The organism is Sphingomonas sp. ATCC 31555, from assembly GCF_000282895.1.
Taxonomy (GTDB): Bacteria; Pseudomonadota; Alphaproteobacteria; order Sphingomonadales; family Sphingomonadaceae; genus Sphingomonas.
On the sequence record NZ_ALBQ01000011.1, the window covers coordinates 235,715 to 255,458 of the forward strand.

Annotated in this window: 21 protein-coding genes and 1 tRNA gene; 11 read left to right on the forward strand and 11 right to left on the reverse strand. The window is 65.9% G+C overall.

The window, feature by feature from the left end; all coding sequences use genetic code 11:
* Positions 1-37: 37 nt before the first annotated feature.
* The 3 genes from trpS to secB form a co-directional block, all read right to left on the reverse strand.
* Positions 38-1,027 (reverse strand): tryptophan--tRNA ligase, encoded by a 990-nt coding sequence (trpS, locus tag B215_RS0105435; protein ID WP_019368623.1) that lies wholly within the window; start codon positions 1,025-1,027, stop codon positions 38-40.
* Between the two features lie 138 nt (positions 1,028-1,165).
* Complete coding sequence (gene murJ, locus B215_RS0105440) at positions 1,166-2,734, reverse strand: murein biosynthesis integral membrane protein MurJ (RefSeq protein ID WP_019368624.1); 1,569 nt, start codon at positions 2,732-2,734, stop codon at positions 1,166-1,168.
* Between the two features lie 78 nt (positions 2,735-2,812).
* The gene (gene secB / locus B215_RS0105445; RefSeq protein ID WP_019368625.1) at positions 2,813-3,322 is read right to left on the reverse strand and encodes a protein-export chaperone SecB; all 510 of its coding nucleotides are present in this window, start codon (positions 3,320-3,322) and stop codon (positions 2,813-2,815) included.
* Positions 3,323-3,481: 159 nt separating this feature from the next.
* Here secB and B215_RS0105450 point away from each other — a divergent pair, with 159 nt between their 5' ends.
* The 4 genes from B215_RS0105450 (at position 3,482) to B215_RS0105465 (ending at position 7,833) form a co-directional block, all read left to right on the forward strand.
* Positions 3,482-4,126: a Tim44/TimA family putative adaptor protein gene (locus B215_RS0105450; RefSeq protein WP_026008981.1), complete on the forward strand. Its 645-nt coding sequence runs from the start codon at positions 3,482-3,484 to the stop codon at positions 4,124-4,126.
* Between the two features lie 8 nt (positions 4,127-4,134).
* Positions 4,135-5,454 carry a murein transglycosylase A gene (gene mltA / locus B215_RS0105455; RefSeq protein WP_082664507.1) on the forward strand — a complete coding sequence of 440 codons (1,320 nt, stop codon included), beginning with the start codon at positions 4,135-4,137 and terminating at the stop codon, positions 5,452-5,454.
* Complete coding sequence (locus tag B215_RS0105460; protein WP_019368628.1) at positions 5,451-6,059, forward strand: Smr/MutS family protein; 609 nt, start codon at positions 5,451-5,453, stop codon at positions 6,057-6,059. The genes mltA and B215_RS0105460 overlap by 4 nt, the downstream gene beginning before the upstream one ends.
* A gap of 97 nt (positions 6,060-6,156) precedes the next feature.
* On the forward strand, positions 6,157-7,833 hold the full coding sequence (locus B215_RS0105465; protein ID WP_026008983.1) for a putative bifunctional diguanylate cyclase/phosphodiesterase: 1,677 nt from the start codon (positions 6,157-6,159) through the stop codon (positions 7,831-7,833).
* A 6-nt stretch (positions 7,834-7,839) separates the two neighbouring features.
* Here the strand turns inward: B215_RS0105465 and dapE are convergent, their stop codons facing one another.
* The gene (gene dapE / locus B215_RS0105470) at positions 7,840-8,982 is read right to left on the reverse strand and encodes a succinyl-diaminopimelate desuccinylase (protein WP_037513083.1); all 1,143 of its coding nucleotides are present in this window, start codon (positions 8,980-8,982) and stop codon (positions 7,840-7,842) included.
* Between dapE and B215_RS0105475 the strand changes: the two genes are divergently transcribed.
* Positions 8,982-9,443, forward strand: a complete 462-nt coding sequence (locus B215_RS0105475) for a cupin domain-containing protein (protein WP_026008984.1) — start codon at positions 8,982-8,984, stop codon at positions 9,441-9,443. The genes dapE and B215_RS0105475 overlap by 1 nt on opposite strands.
* 47 nt (positions 9,444-9,490) lie before the next feature.
* On the opposite strand, the gene B215_RS0105480 is transcribed toward B215_RS0105475, so the two are convergent.
* Positions 9,491-10,153: a glutathione S-transferase family protein gene (locus tag B215_RS0105480; RefSeq protein WP_019368632.1), complete on the reverse strand. Its 663-nt coding sequence runs from the start codon at positions 10,151-10,153 to the stop codon at positions 9,491-9,493.
* Positions 10,154-10,289: 136 nt separating this feature from the next.
* On the opposite strand from B215_RS0105480, the gene B215_RS21960 reads away from it, so the two are divergent.
* A complete protein-coding gene (locus B215_RS21960; protein WP_019368633.1) occupies positions 10,290-12,242 on the forward strand; it encodes an alpha/beta hydrolase family protein in 1,953 nt (650 codons plus the stop codon).
* 4 nt (positions 12,243-12,246) lie between these two features.
* Here the strand turns inward: B215_RS21960 and B215_RS0105490 are convergent, their stop codons facing one another.
* From B215_RS0105490 to rpmH, 6 genes are all read right to left on the reverse strand, one after another.
* Positions 12,247-12,573: a gamma-glutamylcyclotransferase family protein gene (locus B215_RS0105490; protein ID WP_019368634.1), complete on the reverse strand. Its 327-nt coding sequence runs from the start codon at positions 12,571-12,573 to the stop codon at positions 12,247-12,249.
* Positions 12,574-12,581: 8 nt separating this feature from the next.
* Positions 12,582-13,217 (reverse strand): ribosome biogenesis GTP-binding protein YihA/YsxC, encoded by a 636-nt coding sequence (gene yihA / locus B215_RS0105495; RefSeq protein WP_019368635.1) that lies wholly within the window; start codon positions 13,215-13,217, stop codon positions 12,582-12,584.
* A 71-nt stretch (positions 13,218-13,288) separates the two neighbouring features.
* On the reverse strand, positions 13,289-15,007 hold the full coding sequence (gene yidC, locus B215_RS0105500; protein WP_019368636.1) for a membrane protein insertase YidC: 1,719 nt from the start codon (positions 15,005-15,007) through the stop codon (positions 13,289-13,291).
* A gap of 22 nt (positions 15,008-15,029) precedes the next feature.
* Positions 15,030-15,242 (reverse strand): membrane protein insertion efficiency factor YidD, encoded by a 213-nt coding sequence (gene yidD, locus B215_RS0105505; RefSeq protein ID WP_026008985.1) that lies wholly within the window; start codon positions 15,240-15,242, stop codon positions 15,030-15,032.
* Positions 15,239-15,517 (reverse strand): ribonuclease P protein component, encoded by a 279-nt coding sequence (gene rnpA, locus B215_RS0105510; RefSeq protein WP_050990139.1) that lies wholly within the window; start codon positions 15,515-15,517, stop codon positions 15,239-15,241. The genes yidD and rnpA overlap by 4 nt, the downstream gene beginning before the upstream one ends.
* A gap of 83 nt (positions 15,518-15,600) precedes the next feature.
* Positions 15,601-15,735 (reverse strand): 50S ribosomal protein L34, encoded by a 135-nt coding sequence (gene rpmH / locus B215_RS0105515; RefSeq protein WP_010545931.1) that lies wholly within the window; start codon positions 15,733-15,735, stop codon positions 15,601-15,603.
* Between the two features lie 356 nt (positions 15,736-16,091).
* Between rpmH and B215_RS19600 the strand changes: the two genes are divergently transcribed.
* From B215_RS19600 to B215_RS22120, 5 genes are all read left to right on the forward strand, one after another.
* Positions 16,092-16,673: a DUF305 domain-containing protein gene (locus B215_RS19600; protein ID WP_019368639.1), complete on the forward strand. Its 582-nt coding sequence runs from the start codon at positions 16,092-16,094 to the stop codon at positions 16,671-16,673.
* Between the two features lie 322 nt (positions 16,674-16,995).
* On the forward strand, positions 16,996-18,504 hold the full coding sequence (locus B215_RS0105525; protein WP_026008986.1) for a YifB family Mg chelatase-like AAA ATPase: 1,509 nt from the start codon (positions 16,996-16,998) through the stop codon (positions 18,502-18,504).
* 74 nt (positions 18,505-18,578) lie between these two features.
* Complete coding sequence (locus tag B215_RS0105530; protein WP_019368641.1) at positions 18,579-19,418, forward strand: formate/nitrite transporter family protein; 840 nt, start codon at positions 18,579-18,581, stop codon at positions 19,416-19,418.
* Between the two features lie 50 nt (positions 19,419-19,468).
* Positions 19,469-19,552: transfer RNA gene (locus B215_RS0105535), tRNA-Leu, on the forward strand.
* Positions 19,506-19,730: a phage integrase central domain-containing protein gene (locus B215_RS22120; RefSeq protein WP_443028896.1), complete on the forward strand. Its 225-nt coding sequence runs from the start codon at positions 19,506-19,508 to the stop codon at positions 19,728-19,730. The genes B215_RS0105535 and B215_RS22120 overlap by 47 nt, the downstream gene beginning before the upstream one ends.
* Positions 19,731-19,744: the final 14 nt, after the last annotated feature.

A 19,744-nucleotide genomic window follows, 5' to 3' on the forward strand; every position in this document is an offset into this window, starting at 1 on the left:
CGCCTCCCAGGATCGCTCCTGGGAGGCGCTTTGTTTTTCAGACCTGGAGGCCGACGGCAGCTTGTGCTGCCTTGAGCGTCGGCGCAGCCAGAGCGCCGGCGCGCGCAGCGCCCTTGGCGAGTTGGGCGCCCACCTCGCCCCGGTCGTTCAACAGCGCGGTCAAGCGCTCGCGTATTGGGCCGAGGACCGAGATGGTCAGGTCCGCCAGCGCCGGCTTGAATGCACCGAAGCCTTGCCCCGCATATTCCGCCACCACCGATTGCGGATCGCGGTCCGCCAGCGCGGCGAAGATCGTCACCAGGTTGCGGGCTTCGGGCCGCTCGGCCAGCGCGTCGAACGAGTCCGGCAGCGGCTCGGGATCGGTCTTGGCCTTGCGGCACTTGGCGGCGATCGTGTCGTTGTCGTCGATCAGGTTGATGCGGCTCAGGTCCGACGGATCGGACTTGGACATCTTCGCATTGCCGTCGCGCAGGGACATGATCCGCGGCGCGGCCTTGCTGATCAGCGGCTCGGGCAGCGGGAACAGCTCGACCCCGAAATCCTGGTTGAACTTGGTGGCGATGTCGCGGGTGAGTTCCAGATGCTGCTTCTGGTCTTCGCCGACGGGCACGTGGGTGGCCTGATAGACCAGGATGTCGGCGGCCTGGAGCACCGGATAGGTGAACAGGCCGACGCTCGCGCCGTCGCGGTTCTTGCCGGCCTTGTCCTTCCACTGAGTCATGCGGTTGAGCCAGCCCATTCGCGCGGTGCCCTGGAGGATCCAGCAGAGTTCGGCATGGGCGGGAACGCGCGCCTGGTTGAACAGGATCGAGCGATCGTCGATCCCCGCGGCAAACAGGGTGGCGGCCATTTCGATCGTCGAGTTGGCGAGCTCCTGCGGGGTCACCGTGCCGGTAAGTGCGTGAAGATCGGCGAGGAAGAACAGGCATTCGCCCTGATCCTGCATCGCGACCCACTGCTTGATGGCGCCCAAATAATTGCCGAGATGAAGGTTGCCGGTAGTCTGGATGCCCGAGACGACGCGCATGGGAATGTCACTCCGCACCCGGTTGACCGTTCGGCCGTTGGACCGGCCGCGGGTCCATGGCGGCGGGGGTGCTTTCGGCCGCGCGAATAGCCAGGACGCCGCGGCTCTAGAGCAGCTTGGGGCGAAGGGGAACCGGGCTCAGCGCGCGGCCCGGCGGCGGACCAGCGCCTTGAGATCCGACAGCAGGAAGGCGCGGGTGGCGAAGCAGGCGGCTACATAGATCGCGCAGCCGGCGCCGACCAGGATCACCAGGCCCGTATAGCGCTCCCAGATCCGGCCGTTCAGCCACGGGTCGAGCAGGCTGGCGCCCGTCCAGAGCGCTACGCCCATCAGGATCGCGGCCAGCGCCAGTCGCGGCACCCGGCGGGCGAGTTGCGCGTCCACGGTGAAATGGCCGCGTTCGCGCAGCGTGAGATAGAGCATCGTCACGTTGACGGTGGAGGAGAGCGCAGTGGCGAGTGGTGGCCCGAGATGCGCGATCAGGGGGATCAGCGCGAGATTGGCGGCGATGTTCACCGCAACCGAAACCATCGCCAGCCGCACGGGCGTCTTGGTGTCCTGCCGGGCATAGAAGCCCGGCGTAAGCACTTTGACGATGATGTACGAGGGCAGACCGATCGAGAAGCCGGCCAGCGCCCAGGCGCACTTCACCGTGTCCTCGGGCGTGAAGTGGCCATATTGGAACAGCCCGCGCACGATCGGCTCGGCGGTAACGATCAGCGCCACCATCGCGGGGAGGGTGAGGAACAGCGCCAGCTCCATGCCCCGGTTCTGCGTCTCCATCGCCTCGGCGTCCTTGCCGGCGCCTAGCAGGCGGGAGATGGTGGGCAGCAGGATCGTGCCGAGGCCAATGCCGATCAGCCCGAGCGGCAGCTGGTTCAGCCGGTCCGCATAATAAATGTACGAGATCGAGCCTTCGTCGAGCAGCTTGCCCGAAAGCGCGGTGGAGATGACGAGGTTCAGCTGCACCGCGCCCGCACCCACTGCGGCGGGCAGGATCAGCTTCATCAACCGCCGTACCTCGTCGTCGAGGCGGGGCAGGCGGGGGCGAAGCGACACGCCCGAGGCGCGACATGCCAGCGCCAGCCAGCCGAGTTGCAATAGCCCGCCGATCGGCACCGCGATCGCCTGGACGCGTGCGGTTTCCTCCGGCGTGCCGTGGAAGAAGAGCAGCCCACAGACCATGGCGATGTTGAGCAGGATCGGCGCGGCGGCGTTGACCCAGAATTTGTCGAGCGAGTTGAGGATGCCGCCGAGCAACGAGGCCAGGCAGATCAGCATCAGATAGGGGATGGTGATCCGCGACAGCTCCACGGCGAAGGCGAACTGTTCGGGGGTCGGCTGCTTCTTCTCGAACCCGCCGGACAGCACCATGGTGAGTGGCCAGGCGGCGGCGAGCGCCACCAGCGTCATCGCCAGCAGGATGACGAACAGCACCGAAAGCGTCCGTTCGGCGAAATCAAAAGCGGGCCCGCGCTCGCCGTTCACGCCCAGCTTCTGGTTGAACATCGGGATGAACACCGATGCAAACGCGCCCTCGGCGAAGAAGGCGCGGAACATATTGGGCAGGCGGAAGGCGACGAGGAAGGCGTCCGACGCGAAGTTCGCGCCGACATAGCGCGCCTGGAGCGAATCGCGGACCAGGGCAAGGATGCGACTGGCGAGCGTGAGGCCGCCCACCGAACCCAGGCTACGCACAAGCTTCATCGAGATTTCGCCGTTCTAGAAAGAAAAGGGGGCGCCACCGGCATGCGGCGCGCCCCCGAATTCAGGCTGCAGCCCGGATCAGGCGTGACCGGCTTCTTCGAAGCCGATCGCGCCTTCCTGCTGGGCACGCTGCTGCATGTAGATGCCGGCGAAATCGATCGGCTCCAGCATCAGCGGCGGGAAGCCGCCATCACGGACCTGATCGGCCAACACGCGGCGGGCGAACGGGAATAGGATGCGCGGCGCCTCGCCGAGCAGGAACGGATCGAGCGCCTCGGCCGGGATATTGCGGAGCGCGAACAGGCCCGCATAGGTGAGGTCGACCAGAAACGCGACCTGATCACCTGCCTGGGCGCGAACTTCGATCTTCAGCGCAACTTCGTAGACATCATCGCCGACGCGATTCGAACCGATGTTGAACTGCACGTCGATGGCCGGGGCCGTCTGCTGCTGATAAATGGCAGGCGCGTTCGGGTTCTCGAACGACAGATCCTTCACATATTGCGACAGCACCCCTGCCTGGGGCGCGGTATCGGCGCCATTGGCGGCAGTTTCGCCGAATTCGGCGAAGGTGTCGTTCTCGGCCATCGAAACTTCCTCTTTTTCCGGAGATTTTCGCGCAGTCGGCGCGTTACTCGACTTGCGACTAGCAGGGCTCTGCCAGCCGCGCAATCGGCCCGGCGCCGTTCGATTTGAAACCGGCGGCATGAAGGCCTATGTACTGGGAACGGAGGCTTTGGAGGGCCAGTGTTCTACGTCATTTTATTCGCGATGGTGGCCGGGTTTCTCGCGCTGCGTCTGTATTCGGTACTCGGCAAGCGTACCGGGCATGAACAAGCGCTGCCCAAGCCCGCCGAAGAACGCGTAGCGATGCCGCCGGTAACGCGGACGATCGACGCCGTCGCGGAGCCGCGCGAGTCGCTGAACCGCGCCATCGAGCCGGGCGCCGAAACGGGCCTGCGCTCCGTGATCGCGGCCGATTCGAGCTTTGACGTCAACCAGTTCGTCGAAGGGGCGAAGTCTGCGTACCGGATGATCCTCGAGGCCTTCTGGAAGGGTGACGAGGAAACGCTGGCCTGGCTGGTCGATGAGGACGTCCGCGCGGCCTTCCTGCAGTCGATCGCCGAGCGCAAGGCGCTGGGTCAGACGCTCGACAATCGCCTCGTTTCGATTGAGCGCGCCGTGATCTCCGCCGCATCGCTGGAGAACAAGGTGGCGCGGGTCACCGTACGTTTCGACGCCGATGTTGTTGCCGTGACGCGCGACGCTGATGGCGCAGTGGTGGCCGGATCGATGAGCGATGCCATCACCACTCACGACGTGTGGACCTTTGCGCGCAGCCTGCGCAGCGACGATCCGAATTGGAAGCTGGTCGAGACCGACGAAGCCTGAGGGGCGACATGCGTAGATGGGGGGTAGTGGCGCTCGCGGGTTTGCTCGGCGCTTGCTCGGGCACCGTCGTGCCGCCCGAACCTGGCGCGCGACCCGCACCCGCCAGACCGGCGCCGGTGCCGGAACGTCCTTCCGCCGGGGCCCCAACGTCGTCCTTACCTGAAACGCCCCCGAACCTTCCCGCCCGGCAGCCGACCGCCGCCGTGCCGCTGGCCCCCATGCCGTCGGCACCCCCCGCACCCGGTGCCGCGACCGCTGCCAATGCGGGCATTGTGCCTGGCCCGGCGGTGGAGACGCTGCCGATCACCGGCGAAAGCGCAGCGCGTGCGCTGACTGCGTTCAACCTGAGCTGCCCTGGGTTGATGCGGCGCACCGACGCGTCCGGACTTACGCAGGGTAGCGATTGGGCCGGTGCCTGCGCAGCCGCGGCCAACTGGCCCGTTGCGGAGGCGTCGCGATTCTTCGTGCAGTGGTTTGAAACGGTGCAGGTCGGGGATGGAGCGGCCTTCGCAACCGGCTATTATGAGCCTGAAATTGCAGGCAGCCGCGAAAGGCGTGCCGGCTACGATGTGCCGGTGTACGGGGTTCCGGACAATTTGATCGAAGTCGATCTGGGCCTGTTTTCCGACGCCCTGAAGGGAAAGCGAATTCGCGGCCGCGTCGATGGGCGACAGTTCGTTCCCTATTATGACCGGACCCAGATCGAGCAGGGGGCGCTGGAAGGCCATGCCCCTATCGTCGCCTGGGCCGCTGATCCGATCGAGATGTTCTTCCTCCAAGTGCAGGGATCGGGGCGTCTGCGCGGACCGGATGGCCGCATCGTGCGGATCGGCTATGCCGGGCAGAACGGCCGCGACTATACAGGCATCGGCAAGCTGATGAAGGATCGGGGGCTGCTCGGGCCCGGCCAGACATCGATGCAGGGGATCGTCGCTTGGCTTCGCGCGAACCCTGGAGAAGGCCGCGCAATCATGCGCGAGAACAAGAGCTTCGTTTTCTTCAAGGAACTGACCGGGGCGGGCCCGCTGGGCGCGATGGGATATCCGGTGGCGGGGTGGGCAAGCGCTGCCGTCGATCCGAAGTTCATTCCACTGGGTGCGCCGCTTTTCCTCTCCATGGATCGCACTGACGCTACCGGGCTTTGGGTGGCGCAGGATACCGGTGGTGCGATCAAGGGTGCCAATCGCGTGGATACGTTCTGGGGCGCTGGCGACGATGCCCGGGCGATCGCCGGTGGCATGTCGGCGCGGGGCACTGCCTGGCTGCTGTTACCGCGGGGCACGCTGGCGCGGCGGAGCGCAACGCCTATGGCCCTGCCACAGCCATGAGCGGGCGCGGGCGCCGAACGCTGGCGCCCGAGGAAGCGGCGCTGTGGCAGCGCGTGGTGGCGAGCGTGACGCCCATCCATGGACGCGCGGGGCCGCAAAAGGTGGTCGCGTCCTCAACCTCGGCAACTCCTAATCTGACGCAGCTTCCCACTCCACCGGTTCCGACCCCCATCAAGATACCCGTGGGCAAGCTGGTGCCCGTACGCAGAACGCCGGCCGCTATCACGCTGACGGCCCCCGCGACCGTCGGGCATGCCGGCAACACGCTCGACAAATCCTGGGACCGCCGCCTCTCGCGCGGGCTGGTGGCACCGGAAAGCACCGTCGACCTCCACGGGCACACGCTGCATTCGGCCTATGACCGGCTGGATTTCGGCCTGGCGCAGGCGGTAGCCCGGGGCGATCGGGTGTTGCTGCTGATCACGGGCAAGCCGCCGCGCCCGGAGTCGGAACGTCCTCACGCGCGTGGTGCGATTCGGGCGGCCGTGGGCGACTGGCTGGCCTCAAGCCGCCACGCCGATCGCATTGCAGCCGTCCGGCAGGCTCACCCGCGACACGGCGGGGCGGGGGCGCTGTATATCGTGCTGCGCCGCCACCGGCAGTAGATCCGGGACTGAATTTGTTAACTTATCTCTGCCAGCGTCGCGCGCATCCATAGACCGGCAACCGAGTGGATATCAGGGGATTCGGAGCGGAGATCAGGTGACAGGCTTGGCCCTTTGGAATCGCACGTCGAGCCTTGCGATCGGCGCTGCCGCCGCGACGCTTACGGCGGTGGGCGGAGCCTTGTTGGCCATCGATGTGCCGGCGGCGGAAGCCCTGGGCCTTGCGGCTCTGGCGGGCCTGCTAGCCGGCGCTGCGGGGATCCTCGGCGCCGCTGGCGCGCGGCACACCTTCCGTTCGTCGATTGCCGCTGCCGTCGATCGCCTGGGAAGTGCTGCGCTCGGCGATCTGGAGGCGGAGGTTCCGGCTCGGCTGCGGCAAGGTGCCCCAGCACTGGCCACGGCGCTGGAAGAACTGTTCCACAAGCTGCACGGCAATCTGGAGAGCGTGCACCGGCTGGCAATGTTCGACACCGTGACCGGGCTGGCGAACCGCCCTCATTTTCGGCGTAGCGCCGAGCGCATGCTGGAAGAAGGCGGCGACGAGGCGGCCGCGGTGCTGTTCTTCATCGATCTCGATAGGTTCAAAGCCGTCAACGACACCATGGGTCATGCCGTGGGCGACGTGATGCTGAGCATGGTTGCCAATCGCCTGCGCGCGGTGGCGGATCGCTTTGCTGCGCTCGGGCGAGGCGAGCCGCCGCTGATCGGCCGCCTGGCGGGGGACGAGTTCACCCTGTTCTTCGCGCACCTTCCCGACCCTGCCGAAGCCGAGCGGATCGGCGGCGGAATCATCGCCGCCCTAACCGAGCCGTTCGCCTTGGCTGGGCAGGAAGTGTCGATTGGTGCGTCGATCGGTATCGCGCGCTTTCCCTATCATGGGCGCAACCTGCACGAGCTGATGCGATCGGCCGACGCTGCCATGTATCATGCGAAGGCGCGTGGGCGCGGGAGGGTTGAATCGTTCAGCGATGGGCTGGCAGCGGACATGGCAGAGCGAGTGCGACTCGAATCCGAATTGCGCGCCGCGATCGAGCGTCGCGAGTTCACGCTTGTGTTCCAGCCCCAGCTTTCGGCAGCGGACGGCCGGATTGTCGGGGCGGAGGCGCTGCTCCGCTGGCAGCATCCGGAGGGCATGAAGCTACCCGCCGCTTTCCTGACTCGCGCCGAGGAAACCGGACTGATCGTCGAGATCGGGGATTGGGTGGTCGCGCAGATGGCGTCGACGCTCGCGCGTTGGGGGCGCATGGGAATCGAGCAGCGCCTAGCCATCAATGTGAGTGCGCGCGAGATCGATGATGCCGGCTATTTCCGACGCTTGCGCGCGGCGATGCTCGCTGCCAAGGCACCCGCCCATCTGCTGGAGCTAGAGCTTAGCGAGACGCTGGCGATGCATTGCTCCGAGGCGGTGCTGCGGGCGATCGCCGCGCTGCGCGCGGACGGGGCGTCGATCGCAATCGACGATTTCGGCACGGGCTATTCGAATCTCGCTCGGTTGAAGCGGATGCCGGTAGATCGAGTGAAGCTGGACGGCAGCGTAATCGAACATATCGCTGACAGCCCTGACGCTCGTGGGATCGCGCAGGCGGTGATCGCCCTCATCCATGGCCTTGGTTGCGAAGCCGTTGCGGAAGGAATCGAAACGGAAGCGCAAGCCGCCGTGCTCCGCATCATCGGCTGCGACGTTCTGCAGGGCTATGCAATGGGAGCCCCTATGGCGGAAGCCGATTTCCTGGCCTGGGCGCAGGACATGACGCCGTGCTGTGCCATTGGCTGACGCAGCCTAGATCCGCCGCAGGATCTCCGCATACACGCCTGTCAGCGCTTCCAGATCTGAAAGAGTGACCGCTTCGTCAAGCTTGTGCATCGTCGCGTTCAGCAGGCCGAATTCCACCACCGGGCATAGCTGTGACAGGAAGCGTGCATCGGACGTGCCGCCAGTGGTGGAAAGCTCTGGAGTTACACCCAGTTTCGCGTGTATCGCACTGCTAACGAGTTGCGATAGCGCACCCGGCTGTGTCAGGAACGCTTCACCATAGACGCGGCCCTTCACTTCCGCCAACGGCGCGTGTCGGTGAACGATAGCCTCGATCCTCGCGATCAGATCGGGGCCGCGCTGCTCGTCGTTGAAGCGGATGCTGATCCGCGCCGCGGCGCGGCCGGGGATCACGTTGGTTGCTTTGTTGCCGACCGCGAGATCGATCACCTCGATGTTCGAAGGCTGAAACCAGGCGTTGCCCGCATCGAGTTCAATCGCGTCGATCTCGGCCAGGGCACGGACGAGACGCGGAACCGGGTTATCGGCAAGGTGCGGATAGGCGACATGCCCCTGGCGGCCGATCACGGTAACATCGATCACGGTGGAGCCGCGGCGGCCGATCTTGATTGTGTCGCCCAGACGGTGCGCCGAGGTAGGTTCGCCGACCAGGCAGAAATCCGGTCTCAGACCTCGTTCGGCCATGCGCTCGATCAGCTTGGGCGTGCCGAAGGTTGCAGGGCCCTCCTCGTCGCCGGTGATGATGAGGCTGGTAACGGCGCGTTCCGGCACCTGAGAGGCGGCGGCGACGAAGGCGGCGATGGCACCCTTCATGTCGACCGCGCCGCGGCCATAGAGTAGGTCTCCGCGAACCTCGGGAGCGAAGGCGCCGCTGGTCCAGCCCTCCCCGGGGGGGACGACGTCGAGATGGCCGGCAAAGGCGAAGTGCGTGCCGCCGGATCCCCGAACCGCCAACAAATTCTCGACCGGGCCGTCGGGCGCCTCGCCTTCGATGAAGCGCTCGACGCGGAAGCCAAGCGGCGTGAGCGCCTGTTCCAGCACGTCGAACACGCTGCCGCGCGCTGGGGTGATGCTTTCGGCGCCGATCAGGGCCTTGGTGAGTTCAACGACGTCCGGCACAATACCTCCAAAGCGCAACGGAGGCGACATTGCCCAAGCTGGACCTGGATACAATCCCGCAGACCAACGCCACAGGATATCCAGCGCCGTTCGAAGCGCCGGTTATGGGACGCTGGTATCGCAGACTGGCGCCGCCGAACGGATTGACGGCGATGGGGGTTAGCCATGTGGTGTTGAAGCCGGGCGCCTGGTCGTCGCAGCGGCACTGGCACGACAGCGAGGACGAGTTCGTGGTGATGCTGGCCGGCGAGGCGGTGTTGGTCGAGGATGGCGGCGAGACGGTGCTGCGTGCCGGGGAGTGCGCCGCATTCCCCGCCGGGGTGGCGAATGGCCATCATCTGCAGAACCGATCCGGGGAGGACGCCGTTTTCCTGGCAATCGGGGCGGGGCCGCGCGGGAGCGGGGCGTACCCGGACATCGACATGGTGTTCACGCCGGAGGGTTATTTCCGCAAGGACGGGACGCGGTACGAGACGGAACGGTTGAAGTAGCTAGCGCTGCCAAGCCCCCCGGAAACGGATGGGCTTGGCGCGCAAGCTCACGCAACCGGCAGCTCGTACTTTTCGATTACCCATTCCTCTTCCTGAGCGCCGGCAATCCAGTCCTGCAGGAAGGGATGCTGGAGAATGGCGAGCATGTAACTCTGGGCGAAGCGGGGCACGGGCAAGGAATAGGTGACGATCCGAGTCACCACCGGCGCGAACATGATGTCTGCTGCGCCGAACGCGCCGAACAGGAAGGGCTCTTCGGTGCCGTAGCGCGCACGGGCTTGGGCCCAGAGCTCCATGATCCGGGCAAGATCGGCCTGCACATCGGCATCCACCGGTGCGGCTGGATAGACCTGGCGGATGTTCATGCTGTGCTTGCTGCGCAGCGCGGTGAAACTGGAGTGCATTTCCGCCGCCATTGATCGCGCCATCGCGCGCGCGGCAGGATCCTGCGGCCAGAACAGCGTGTTGCCGGTCTTGTCGTTCAGATATTCGACGATCGCCAAGCTGTCCCATACGACGGCATCGTCGTCCCACAGGATCGGCACCTTGCCCGACGAGGGCGCGAACTCTGCGCCCTGGCGGCGCTTGTCCCAATCCTGATCGTACATCGGCACGACCGTTTCCTCGAAGGGGAGCCCGGAGAGTTTGCAGGCGAGCCAGCCGCGCAGCGACCAGGAAGAATACGCCTTGTTGCCGATGATGAGCTTCATGGGCAGGGGGATAGCCGTGGCCGTGCCGCGCGGCAACCGGAAGCGGCTTGCGTTCCGGCAAAGCCGTTGCGCGCGTCCGCAAATATTTTCACTGTTGATAGAGGCGGCGGGGGCCGCGACTCGGGGGTGAGACGAAATGCGGAAGAAGTGGTGCCTGTTCGCGGCGGCAGCTGTCGTCGCGGTGGGTGGCGCAGTTGCGGCGGTGCAGGCGCAGGATATGGTGCCGGCTGTCGCCAAGCCGGCGCAGGGAAAGGTCGACACGGCGGTGTTCGCGGAACTGCCGGTGCTGGAGAGCCCTGAGCTCTCGCCGGATGGCAAGCGCTTCGCGGCACAGCTGGCAGTTCGCGGCACGCAATATTTCGCGGTGGCGACGATCGACGGCACGTCGAAGAAGCTGATCGGCACCGGCGATGCCGATCTCAACTGGTGGCGCTGGGTGAACGACGAATGGCTCGTCATCGGAGTAGGCCGGACGACGCCGGTTCAGGGTGACGAATGGTACATCACCCGCGCAATCGGCGTAAACGCCAATACCGGCAAGATCGTAGCGCTCAACACTTCGGATACGGCGCAGAACGGCGGAAAGCTGTTATGGAGCGCCCATGACGGCACGCCGCGGATCCTGCTCGCGGCGCAGACGTCGATCTATACCAACGACGCCGGGTTCTGGCCGCGGGTCGATGAGGTCGACGTGTCGACGGGCAAGCACAAGCGGGTGTTGGAAGGCCGCGAAGGCGTGATGGACTGGTATGCCGATGCGAGCGGCACGGTCCGCATGGGTATCGGCACGAGTGAGGACGGCCGCAACCGGCGGCTGCTGTATCGCCCCGACGGGCGGGGAGCCTTTCGTGTCGTCGACCGCGCCAAGGGGATCCATGACAGTCTGCTGGTTCCATCGCTGTTCCTGCCCGACCCGGGCAAGGCGCTGGTGGTGCAGGATGACGAGCAGGGATTCTCCGCGCTGTGGGAGTTCGACCTGGCGACGATGAAGACGGGGAAGCAGATCTTCTCGACCCCCGGCTACGACATCAGCTGGCCCGTGGTCGATCCGGCGCGATCGACCCTGCTGGGCGTGGAAGTGACGGAGAACCGCTCCACCACCCGCTGGACCGATCCGGTGATGGCGGCCTTGCAGAAGAAACTGAGCGGCATGGTGCAGGGCGCGCAGGTGGAAATCACCAGCTTCAGCACTGATCGTTCGGTGGTGATCGCCAAGGTGGGCGATGCCAGCGCTCCCGGCGCCTATTTCATCTACAAGGCGGCCGACGACTCGCTCGAGCCCCTGGCGATGAACAACTCGACGCTGAAGCTGCGGCGCCTGCACCCGGTCAAGACGATCCGGTACAAGGCGCGTGACGGGCTTGAGATCGCCGCGGTATTGACACTGCCGCGGGGCAGCGGGGGCAAGAAGCTGCCGCTGATCCTGATGCCGCATGGAGGCCCTTCGGCGCGTGACGAAGAGAATTGGGACTGGTGGTCGCAGTTCCTCGCCGACCGCGGTTATGCGGTGATCCAGCCCAATTATCGGGGATCGACCGGTTATGGCACGACCTTTCTGCGCAAGGCCGAGGGGCAATGGGGCCTGGCGATGCAGGACGATCTGAACGATGCGGTCACGGCGCTCGCGGATCAGGGTATCGCCGATCCGAAGCGGGTTTGCGTGGTGGGCGGCTCCTATGGCGGTTATGCGGCGATGCGGGCGGCGCAGCGGGATGGCGCGCTGTTCCGCTGCGCCGTTTCCTTTGCCGGAGTGTCCGACCTGGGGCGGATGGTCGCCTATGACTCGCAGTTTCTGGGCGGCGGCGCCGGCAAGGACTGGATGAAGGAGCAGGCACCCGACTTCAAGGCGGTGTCGCCGCTGTTCCATGCCGAGGAGTTTTCCACGCCGGTGCTGCTGGTCCATGGCAAGAAGGACCGGCGCGTGCCGTTCAAGCAGAGCAAGCTGATGGCGGATCGGCTGCGGGCGGCGGGCAAGCCCTTCGAGTTCATCGAACAGCCCGAAGGGGACCACCACTTTACCCGCGGCGAGGACCGGCTGAGCTTCCTCCAGGCGCTGGAAGCGTTCCTGGCGAAGTACAACCCGGCCTGAGCGCTCAGGCCTTCACATAGACCCAGGCGTGGGTGCCCGAGGCGAGGGGCACCCATGCCCGGACATAATTCTCGCTCTCGTACACGTCCGCCGCTGCCAGTTCCTGCGTGGTGAGCTGGAAAACCTTGCCGACGATGGGCGGCCCGTCGCCGCGAACGAGAGCGAGGTGCGTTTCGATCCCGCTGGCATCGAGCACGGCGGGGTCGCGAATCTGGAGTTCGGTGACGACATAGCCGTGGAGCACGTCGTCCACCCCCTCGAGCAGCCGCCCGAACTGGCTGCGCTGCACCTGCTCCAACTGGAGCGTGCCGTAGGAGAAGAGCGGCTCCACCCTCGCCTTCAGCCGATCGCTTCGAGCACCGCGGCGCGCAGTTCGGGCAAGCCCATGCCCTTGTCGCTCGACGTCGCCAGGATCTCGGGATGAGCGGCCGTGCGCTTGCGGGCTTCCTCCACCGTCCTCGCGGTGACCTCGGCCAGCTCGCTCGCCTTGATCTTGTCGGTCTTGGTGAGGACGAGGCGGTAGCTAACGGCCGCATTGTCGAGCATCTCGAGGATCTCGCGGTCGACATCCTTGATGCCGTGCCGCGAATCGATCAGCACCAGCGCGCGCTTCAGTTCCTGCCGACCGCGCAGATAGTCGTTCACCAGGTAGCGCCACTTGCGGACCATGTCCTTGGGTGCCTTGGCGAAACCGTAGCCGGGCATGTCGACGAGGCGGAAGCGCAGCGGCTCGCCCACGTCGAAGAAGTTGAGCTCCTGCGTCCGCCCCGGGGTGACCGAGGTGCGGGCGAGGCTGTTGCGGTTGGTCAGCGCGTTGATCAGCGATGACTTGCCGACGTTCGAGCGACCGGCGAACGCGATCTCCGGCACCGTCGGCGCGGGCAGGTGCTCCAGCGCGGGCGCTGACTTGAGGAACGCGATGGGGCCGGCGAACAGCTTGCGCGCGGCTTCGATCTGGTCGGGGTCGAAGGACATTGATTCATACGCCTTGCTGCGGTCTTCAACTCCTCCCCGTACCGCGGAGGAGTTGGAAGGACGCGCCACCATCACTTGGCCTTGGCCGCGCTCGGCTTTTCCACCGGTACCTTCATTTCCGGATGCCGCGCATAGAGCAGCTGCTGCTGGAGCACGGTCAGCACGTTCGAGGTGATCCAGTAGATCTGCAGGCCGACCGCGAACGGCGCCATCAGGAACATCAGCATCCACGGCATGATAGCGAAGACCTGCTTCTGCATCTCGTCCATCGGCGCGGGGTTGAACTTCATCTGGAAGTACATCGACACGCCGAGCAGCACCGGCACCACGCCGATCGCCAGGAAGCTGGGCGGGGTGAAGTGGAGATAGCCGAACAGGTTGAGGATCGTTGCCGGATCGGGCGCCGACAAGTCACGAATCCACAGCGCGAACGGCTGGTGACGCATCTCGATGGTGAGCAGCAGCACCTTGTACAGCGCGAACATGATCGGGATCTGCAGGAGCATCGGTGCGCAACCCGCGAGCGGGTTCACCTTCTCATCCTTGTAGAGCTTCATGATCTCCTGCTGCTGACGCGGCTTGTCGTCCTTGAAGCGTTCCTGGATCGCCTTCATCTTCGGCTGCACCTGGCGCATCTTCGCCATCGAGGCGAACTGGCGCTGGGCGATCGGGAAGAGCAGGGCGCGGATGGTGATCGTCAGCAGGATGATCGCGACGCCGAAATTCTTCACCACGCTGAACAGCCAGCTGAGATAGGTGAAGATCGGGCGCTCGATGATTTCGAACCAACCCCAGTCGATCGCGCGTTCGAACTTCGCGATGTCGTACTGCTTCTGATAGGCATCGAGCAGCTTCACTTCCTTCGCGCCGGCGAAGAAGTGGCTGGTATAGCTCGACTGCTGGCCAGGCTGCACCGAGATCGGCTGCGAGCGGGCGACATCCGCCTGATATTGCTGGGCGGCGGTGCCGCGCTGCTGGATGTTCACCGACGCGCGCTGGTCCGGGATCGCGGCGGTGAGCCAGTAATGATCGCTGAAGCCGACCCAGCCGCCGGTGGTGGCGAACTGCTGCGGCGTGCTCTCGATATCCTTCCAGTCGATATAGTTCGCCGCATCGCTGGTCGCCGCGACGGGGCCGACATGCGCGGCCCACTGGCTGGTATCGGCCGAGCGCTGGCCGCGCGAGATGAGCGTATAGGGCGTGACCGCGACAGGCGCGCCCGCGCGGTTCGCCACCGTCTGGCGGACGGTGAACATGAAGTTCGAATCGACCGCGAGTTCGACCTGGAAGACCTGGCCGGCGCTGTTCGTGGCGGTGAGCTTCACCGGGGTTGCCGGAGTCAGCTTGTCGCCATCGGCCTGCCACACGGTGTTCGCGTCGGGCACGTTCGGACCCTGCCAGCCGAACTGGGCGAAATAGGCGCCCTCCGCTCCACTGGGCGAGAGCAGGCGGATCGGCGGCGAATTCTTCGCGACCGTTTGATCATATTCGCGCAGCACGAGATCGTCGATGCGCAGGCCCTTGAGGTTGATCGACCCCTGCAGCGCGGGCGTTTCGATTTCGACGCGCGGGGTTTCGGCGAGCACGGCGTCGCGATTGCGAATCGCCTTCGGGCTGTTCGCGGCCGGATCGGCACCGGGATTAGGCACCGGCTGCAGCTTGCCATCAACCATCTTCGCCGGGGCAGGCGGCTGCTGCGGGAAGACCCAACGGCTGATCACCGGCCAGCCGAACAGGATCAGCGCCGCGAACACCGCAAAGAGGACGAAATTCTTCTGTTCTTCTTTCACCGATAATCCCCGGAAGGAAAGCTCAAGGAACGGGATCTGGGCCGTGCCCGCCCCATGGATGGCAGCGCGCAATGCGCCGGAGCGCAAGCCAGCCGCCTTTCACCGCCCCATAGCGGCGAAGCGCCTCGATTGCATAGGCCGAACAGGAAGGCTGATAGCGGCAGCTGGGCGGCAGCAGCAGCGACGGCCCCAGCTGCCAGGCCCGCGCGACCAGCATGAGGAGGCGCGCAATCACTGGCCGGCCTTGGGACGGACGCGGCGGAGCGCCTTGGCGAGTTCCGCCTTCAAATCGGCATAGGGGCGCTCGATTCCGCCGTTCCTGCCGATCAGCACATGGTCTGCGCCGGCTATCCCTGCTTCCGGAAGCACTTCGCGCGCGAGCATGCGAAAACGCCGCTTCATCCGGTTGCGGATAACGGCGTTGCCAACTTTCTTGGAAACGGTAATGCCGATCCGCATCGACGGATCGGCATCGCCACGTTCGCGCACCAGAAGGACGAAGCCGGGCATGGGCGCCCGCTTGCCCGCATTAGCGGCGAGATAGTGTTTGCGCTGCGTGAGCCGGTCGAGGCTCAGCAAGGGCGTGTCGGTGCTTACGCCGACAGCTTCTTGCGGCCGCGGGCGCGGCGGGCGCGGATCACATTGCGACCGCCCGGGGTTGCCATCCGTGCACGGAAGCCGTGCCGGCGCGCACGCACCAGGTTGCTCGGCTGAAAGGTCCGCTTCATCGCTCATCCTCGAGTATCTAGAACGTAAAAGGGCCGCCACAGGGGCGGCCGCGTGTCGAGCGCCCTTACGGGGAAGTGACGAGCGAGTCAACGCAGGATGCGGGATTCGGGCGAGTTCCTGACGCATGGCCGCAGAGATGGGTGGGGTGTGTTGGTTGCACAAGACGCGGGTTGGCGGGGGTGCCCGCGGGAGCGGTGAAGTTTAGGAAGTTTAGGGTCCCACCGCATTCTCATCCCCCGGAACACAGGCGACGAGCGCTTCCGGGCGGGTGGGCTGAACAGCGGAAGGCGAGGGAAGCGGACGTCAGAACCAAAGCAGGGCTGGGTCGTTCACGTCAGAGCGCACGGAGGCTTTGATGAACCACGACCACAAGATGGGCATGGGGTGGGGGCGATTTGCGGCGATGATCGCTACCTCTACCTTCATCATGTTCTTCCTCATGTACCAACTCGTCTACAGTTGGGATCACGCGCTGTTCAGCCTGACCCGCCTCGTATCGTCTTTGGTCATGGGCTGTGTCATGACTGCGGTCATGCTTGCCTTCATGTGGGGGATGTATCGCCCGGCACGCACGAAGATCATTGTCCTCGCAGTCGCCTTTATCGGAGGCGTAGCGCTGTTGACCATCAACAGAAATCAGACGCTGATCGGTGACACCGAGTACATGACGTCGATGATTCCCCATCACTCTATTGCCATCAACAATTCGCGGCGAGCGGACCTCCGCGACCCACGGGTGCGCTATCTAGCCGATCGGATCACGCGCGATCAGGTAAAGGAAATCGCCGAAATGAAAATGCTGCTGAAGGACATCGACGAGTACGGCAGGCGGGCAAACCAACCACTCCCGGCCGGCCCCGCGCTCTTGACGCAAGCGGGTGCGGCAGAGGCGCGGGACCTGGTCAGCGGCAAATTGCCGGCAGACAAGCCGCTGTAAGGAAATGCCGCATTGCCGAGCCGAAACGAACCGGCTGCCCCCTTCGCCTGCCTCCCCCATAAACTTCAGGGCCTCGCCCCGCCCTGCGACCGGCAAAGTTTAGGAAGTTTAGGCACTCTCGCGATTCTACGCAGGCGCGAGGATTGAAGATGCCGGACAGTTCAAAGAGCAGGCGAGCGCCGAGGAACATGTAAGGAACGAGGGCGGGTCCAGCAAGATGCGGGGAAGTGGCGGTATCGTCGCGTTCCGCTTGGCCGCTACCGATCGGAACGCTTTCGCATCGGAAAAAAGCGGCTATGCTGACGCCGGGGGAGAGCGCATCTTGGTCGCCAGCGTTTCGACGGTCGCGTATCTTGGGTTGGAAGCGCGTGCGGTGGAGGTGCAGTGCAACCTCGTCGCCGGGCTGCCGAAATTCGTCGTGGTCGGCCTGCCCGACAAGGCGGTGGCCGAAAGCCGCGAGCGGGTGCGCGCGGCGATGGCGGCGATCGGGCTCGCCCTGCCGCCCAAGCATATCGTGCTGAACCTCTCGCCCGCCGACCTGCCCAAGGAAGGATCGCATTTCGACCTGCCGATCGCGCTGGCGCTGCTGGCGGCGATGGGCGTGGTCGATGCCGAGACGATCGCGGGCTATGTGGTGGTCGGCGAACTGGCGCTGGACGGGCGGATCGCGCCGTCACCGGGCGTGCTGCTGGCGGCGATGCATGCGGGCGAGGAGGGCAAAGGGCTGGTCTGCCCCGCCGCGCAGGGGCCCGAGGCGAGTTGGGCAGGGCAGGTGGAAGTGCTGGCGGCTGCCGACCTGATCGGCCTGCTCAACCACTTCAAGGGCAACCAGCTGCTGCCCGCGCCCCGCGCCGGCGAAGTCGATGCGCCCGGGCAGGGGCCGGACCTCGCCCAGGTGAAGGGGCAGGAAACCGCCAAGCGCGCATTAGAGATCGCGGCGGCGGGCGGGCATAATATGCTGATGGTGGGGCCGCCGGGTGCGGGCAAGTCGCTGATGGCGTCGTGCCTGCCAGGCATATTGCCGCCGCTGGAGGCGGCCGAGGCGCTGGAAGTTTCGATGGTCGCCTCGGTCGCGGGGACGTTGCAGGGCGGGCGGCTGACGCGCACCCGGCCTTTCCGTGCTCCGCATCACAGCGCCTCAATGGCGGCGCTGACCGGGGGCGGGCTGAAGGTTAAGCCGGGCGAGGTGAGCCTCGCGCATCTGGGCGTGCTGTTCCTCGACGAATTGCCGGAGTTCCAGCGCGCGGTGCTCGATTCGCTGCGCCAGCCGCTCGAGGCCGGGGTGGTGAGCGTCGCGCGGGCCAATGCGCATGTGACCTTTCCGGCGCGGGTGCAGCTGATCGCGGCGATGAATCCGTGCCGCTGCGGGCATCGGGGCGACCCGGCGCTCGCGTGCGCGCGGGCGCCGCGCTGTGCGGCGGACTATCAGGCCAAGGTCTCCGGTCCGCTGCTCGACCGGATAGATCTCCATGTCGAGGTGCAACCGGTGACGGCTGCCGACCTCGTCCTGCCGCCGCCAGCGGAAGGATCGGCGGAGGTCGCGGCGCGGGTGGCGGCGGCGCGGGCGATCCAGACGGTGCGCTATGCAGGCACGTCGGTTCGGACCAATGCCGAGGCCGATGGCGAACCGCTGATGGCGGTCGCCACCCCCGACGATGCGGGCCGCAAGCTGCTCGCCCAGGCGGCCGAGGCGATGCGGCTCTCCGCGCGGGGCTATACGCGGGTGCTGCGCGTGGCCCGGACGATCGCCGATCTGGCGGGCGCCGAGCGCGTGGGGCGCATCCATGTGGCGGAGGCGCTCAGCTACCGTCGCCAGGCGCCGCGGAGTTGAGATGCGCGACGATTCCCGCCCGGATTGATGATGTCGGCGCCGCAACTCTGAGCGGCTCTTCGCGTTCAGGCGCGATGGAACAGTCCCGAAACGAAGCGCCCGACGATGAGAAGGCCGATCTTCCGCCCAAAGAGGAGGACGCGGTGGAGGAGCGCGAGGCGGCATCCTCGCGCGTCATCCATGAGGTGATCCGGCGGCAGGGCGACGAGGAGTTGGATCGGCCGGCGAGTTCGCTGTTCTTCTCCGGGATGGTCGCTGGGGTGGCGATGGCGGCATCGGTGCTCGGGCGGGGGCTGATCGAGAGTCATTTGCCCGACAGCGAATGGCGGCTGGCGGTGTCGAGCATCGGCTATTGCCTGGGATTCGTGATCGTCGTGCTCGGGCGGCTGCAGCTGTTTACCGAGAGCACCCTGTCCGCCGTGATCCCGGTCGCCGCGAACCCATCCTTTCGCAACCTGGGGCGGCTCGGGCGGCTGTGGGGGCTGGTGCTGGCGGCGAATCTGGCGGGTACGCTGCTGATCGCAACGCTGGCGACGACGGGCTGGGTGGGAACGGAAGCGAGCACCAAGGCGATGCTCGATACCTCGCGCAGCCTGCTGGAGCTTACCGGCTGGGATGCGGTGCGCGCAGCGGTGCCGGCGGGCTTTCTGATGGCGGGGATCGCCTGGTCGCTGCCGGGGGCGCGGCGGCAGGAATTCTTCGTGCTGGTGTTCTGCACCTATTTCATCTCGCTCGGCGAGTTTGCGCACGTCGTGGCCGGGGCGGTGGAGGCGTGGATGCTGTGGCTGGCCGGCGAGGCGAGCCTGGGCTGGGTGCTGGGCGGCTTCCTGGCGCCGGCGCTGTTCGGCAACATTCTGGGCGGATCGGTGCTGTTCGCGCTGTTGGCGCATGCACAGGTGCACGAAGAGGTGTGAAGCGGGTTGCGGCGCGCGCGCGGTTCGTCTAGCCGTGCGCTTCCGTCGCTGCCCCTGTGGCGAAATGGTAGACGCATTCGACTCAAAATCGAACGCCGAAAGGCATGCTGGTTCGAGTCCGGCCAGGGGCACCATGAAACGGCGGTTCGTCTGCGGTCCTTTGCCGGGCGGGTGTTTCGCTATGGCTTTGCGACGTTGCGCACCGAGCGAAATCCAGCCGAAATCCTTCGCGGCGCGCTGTTCGTCCCACGCGTGAAGCATCACGCCGCGATCGAGCCGAAGAAAATGGGGGAACTGCTTCGGGCCATTTAGGACTATGAAGGGCG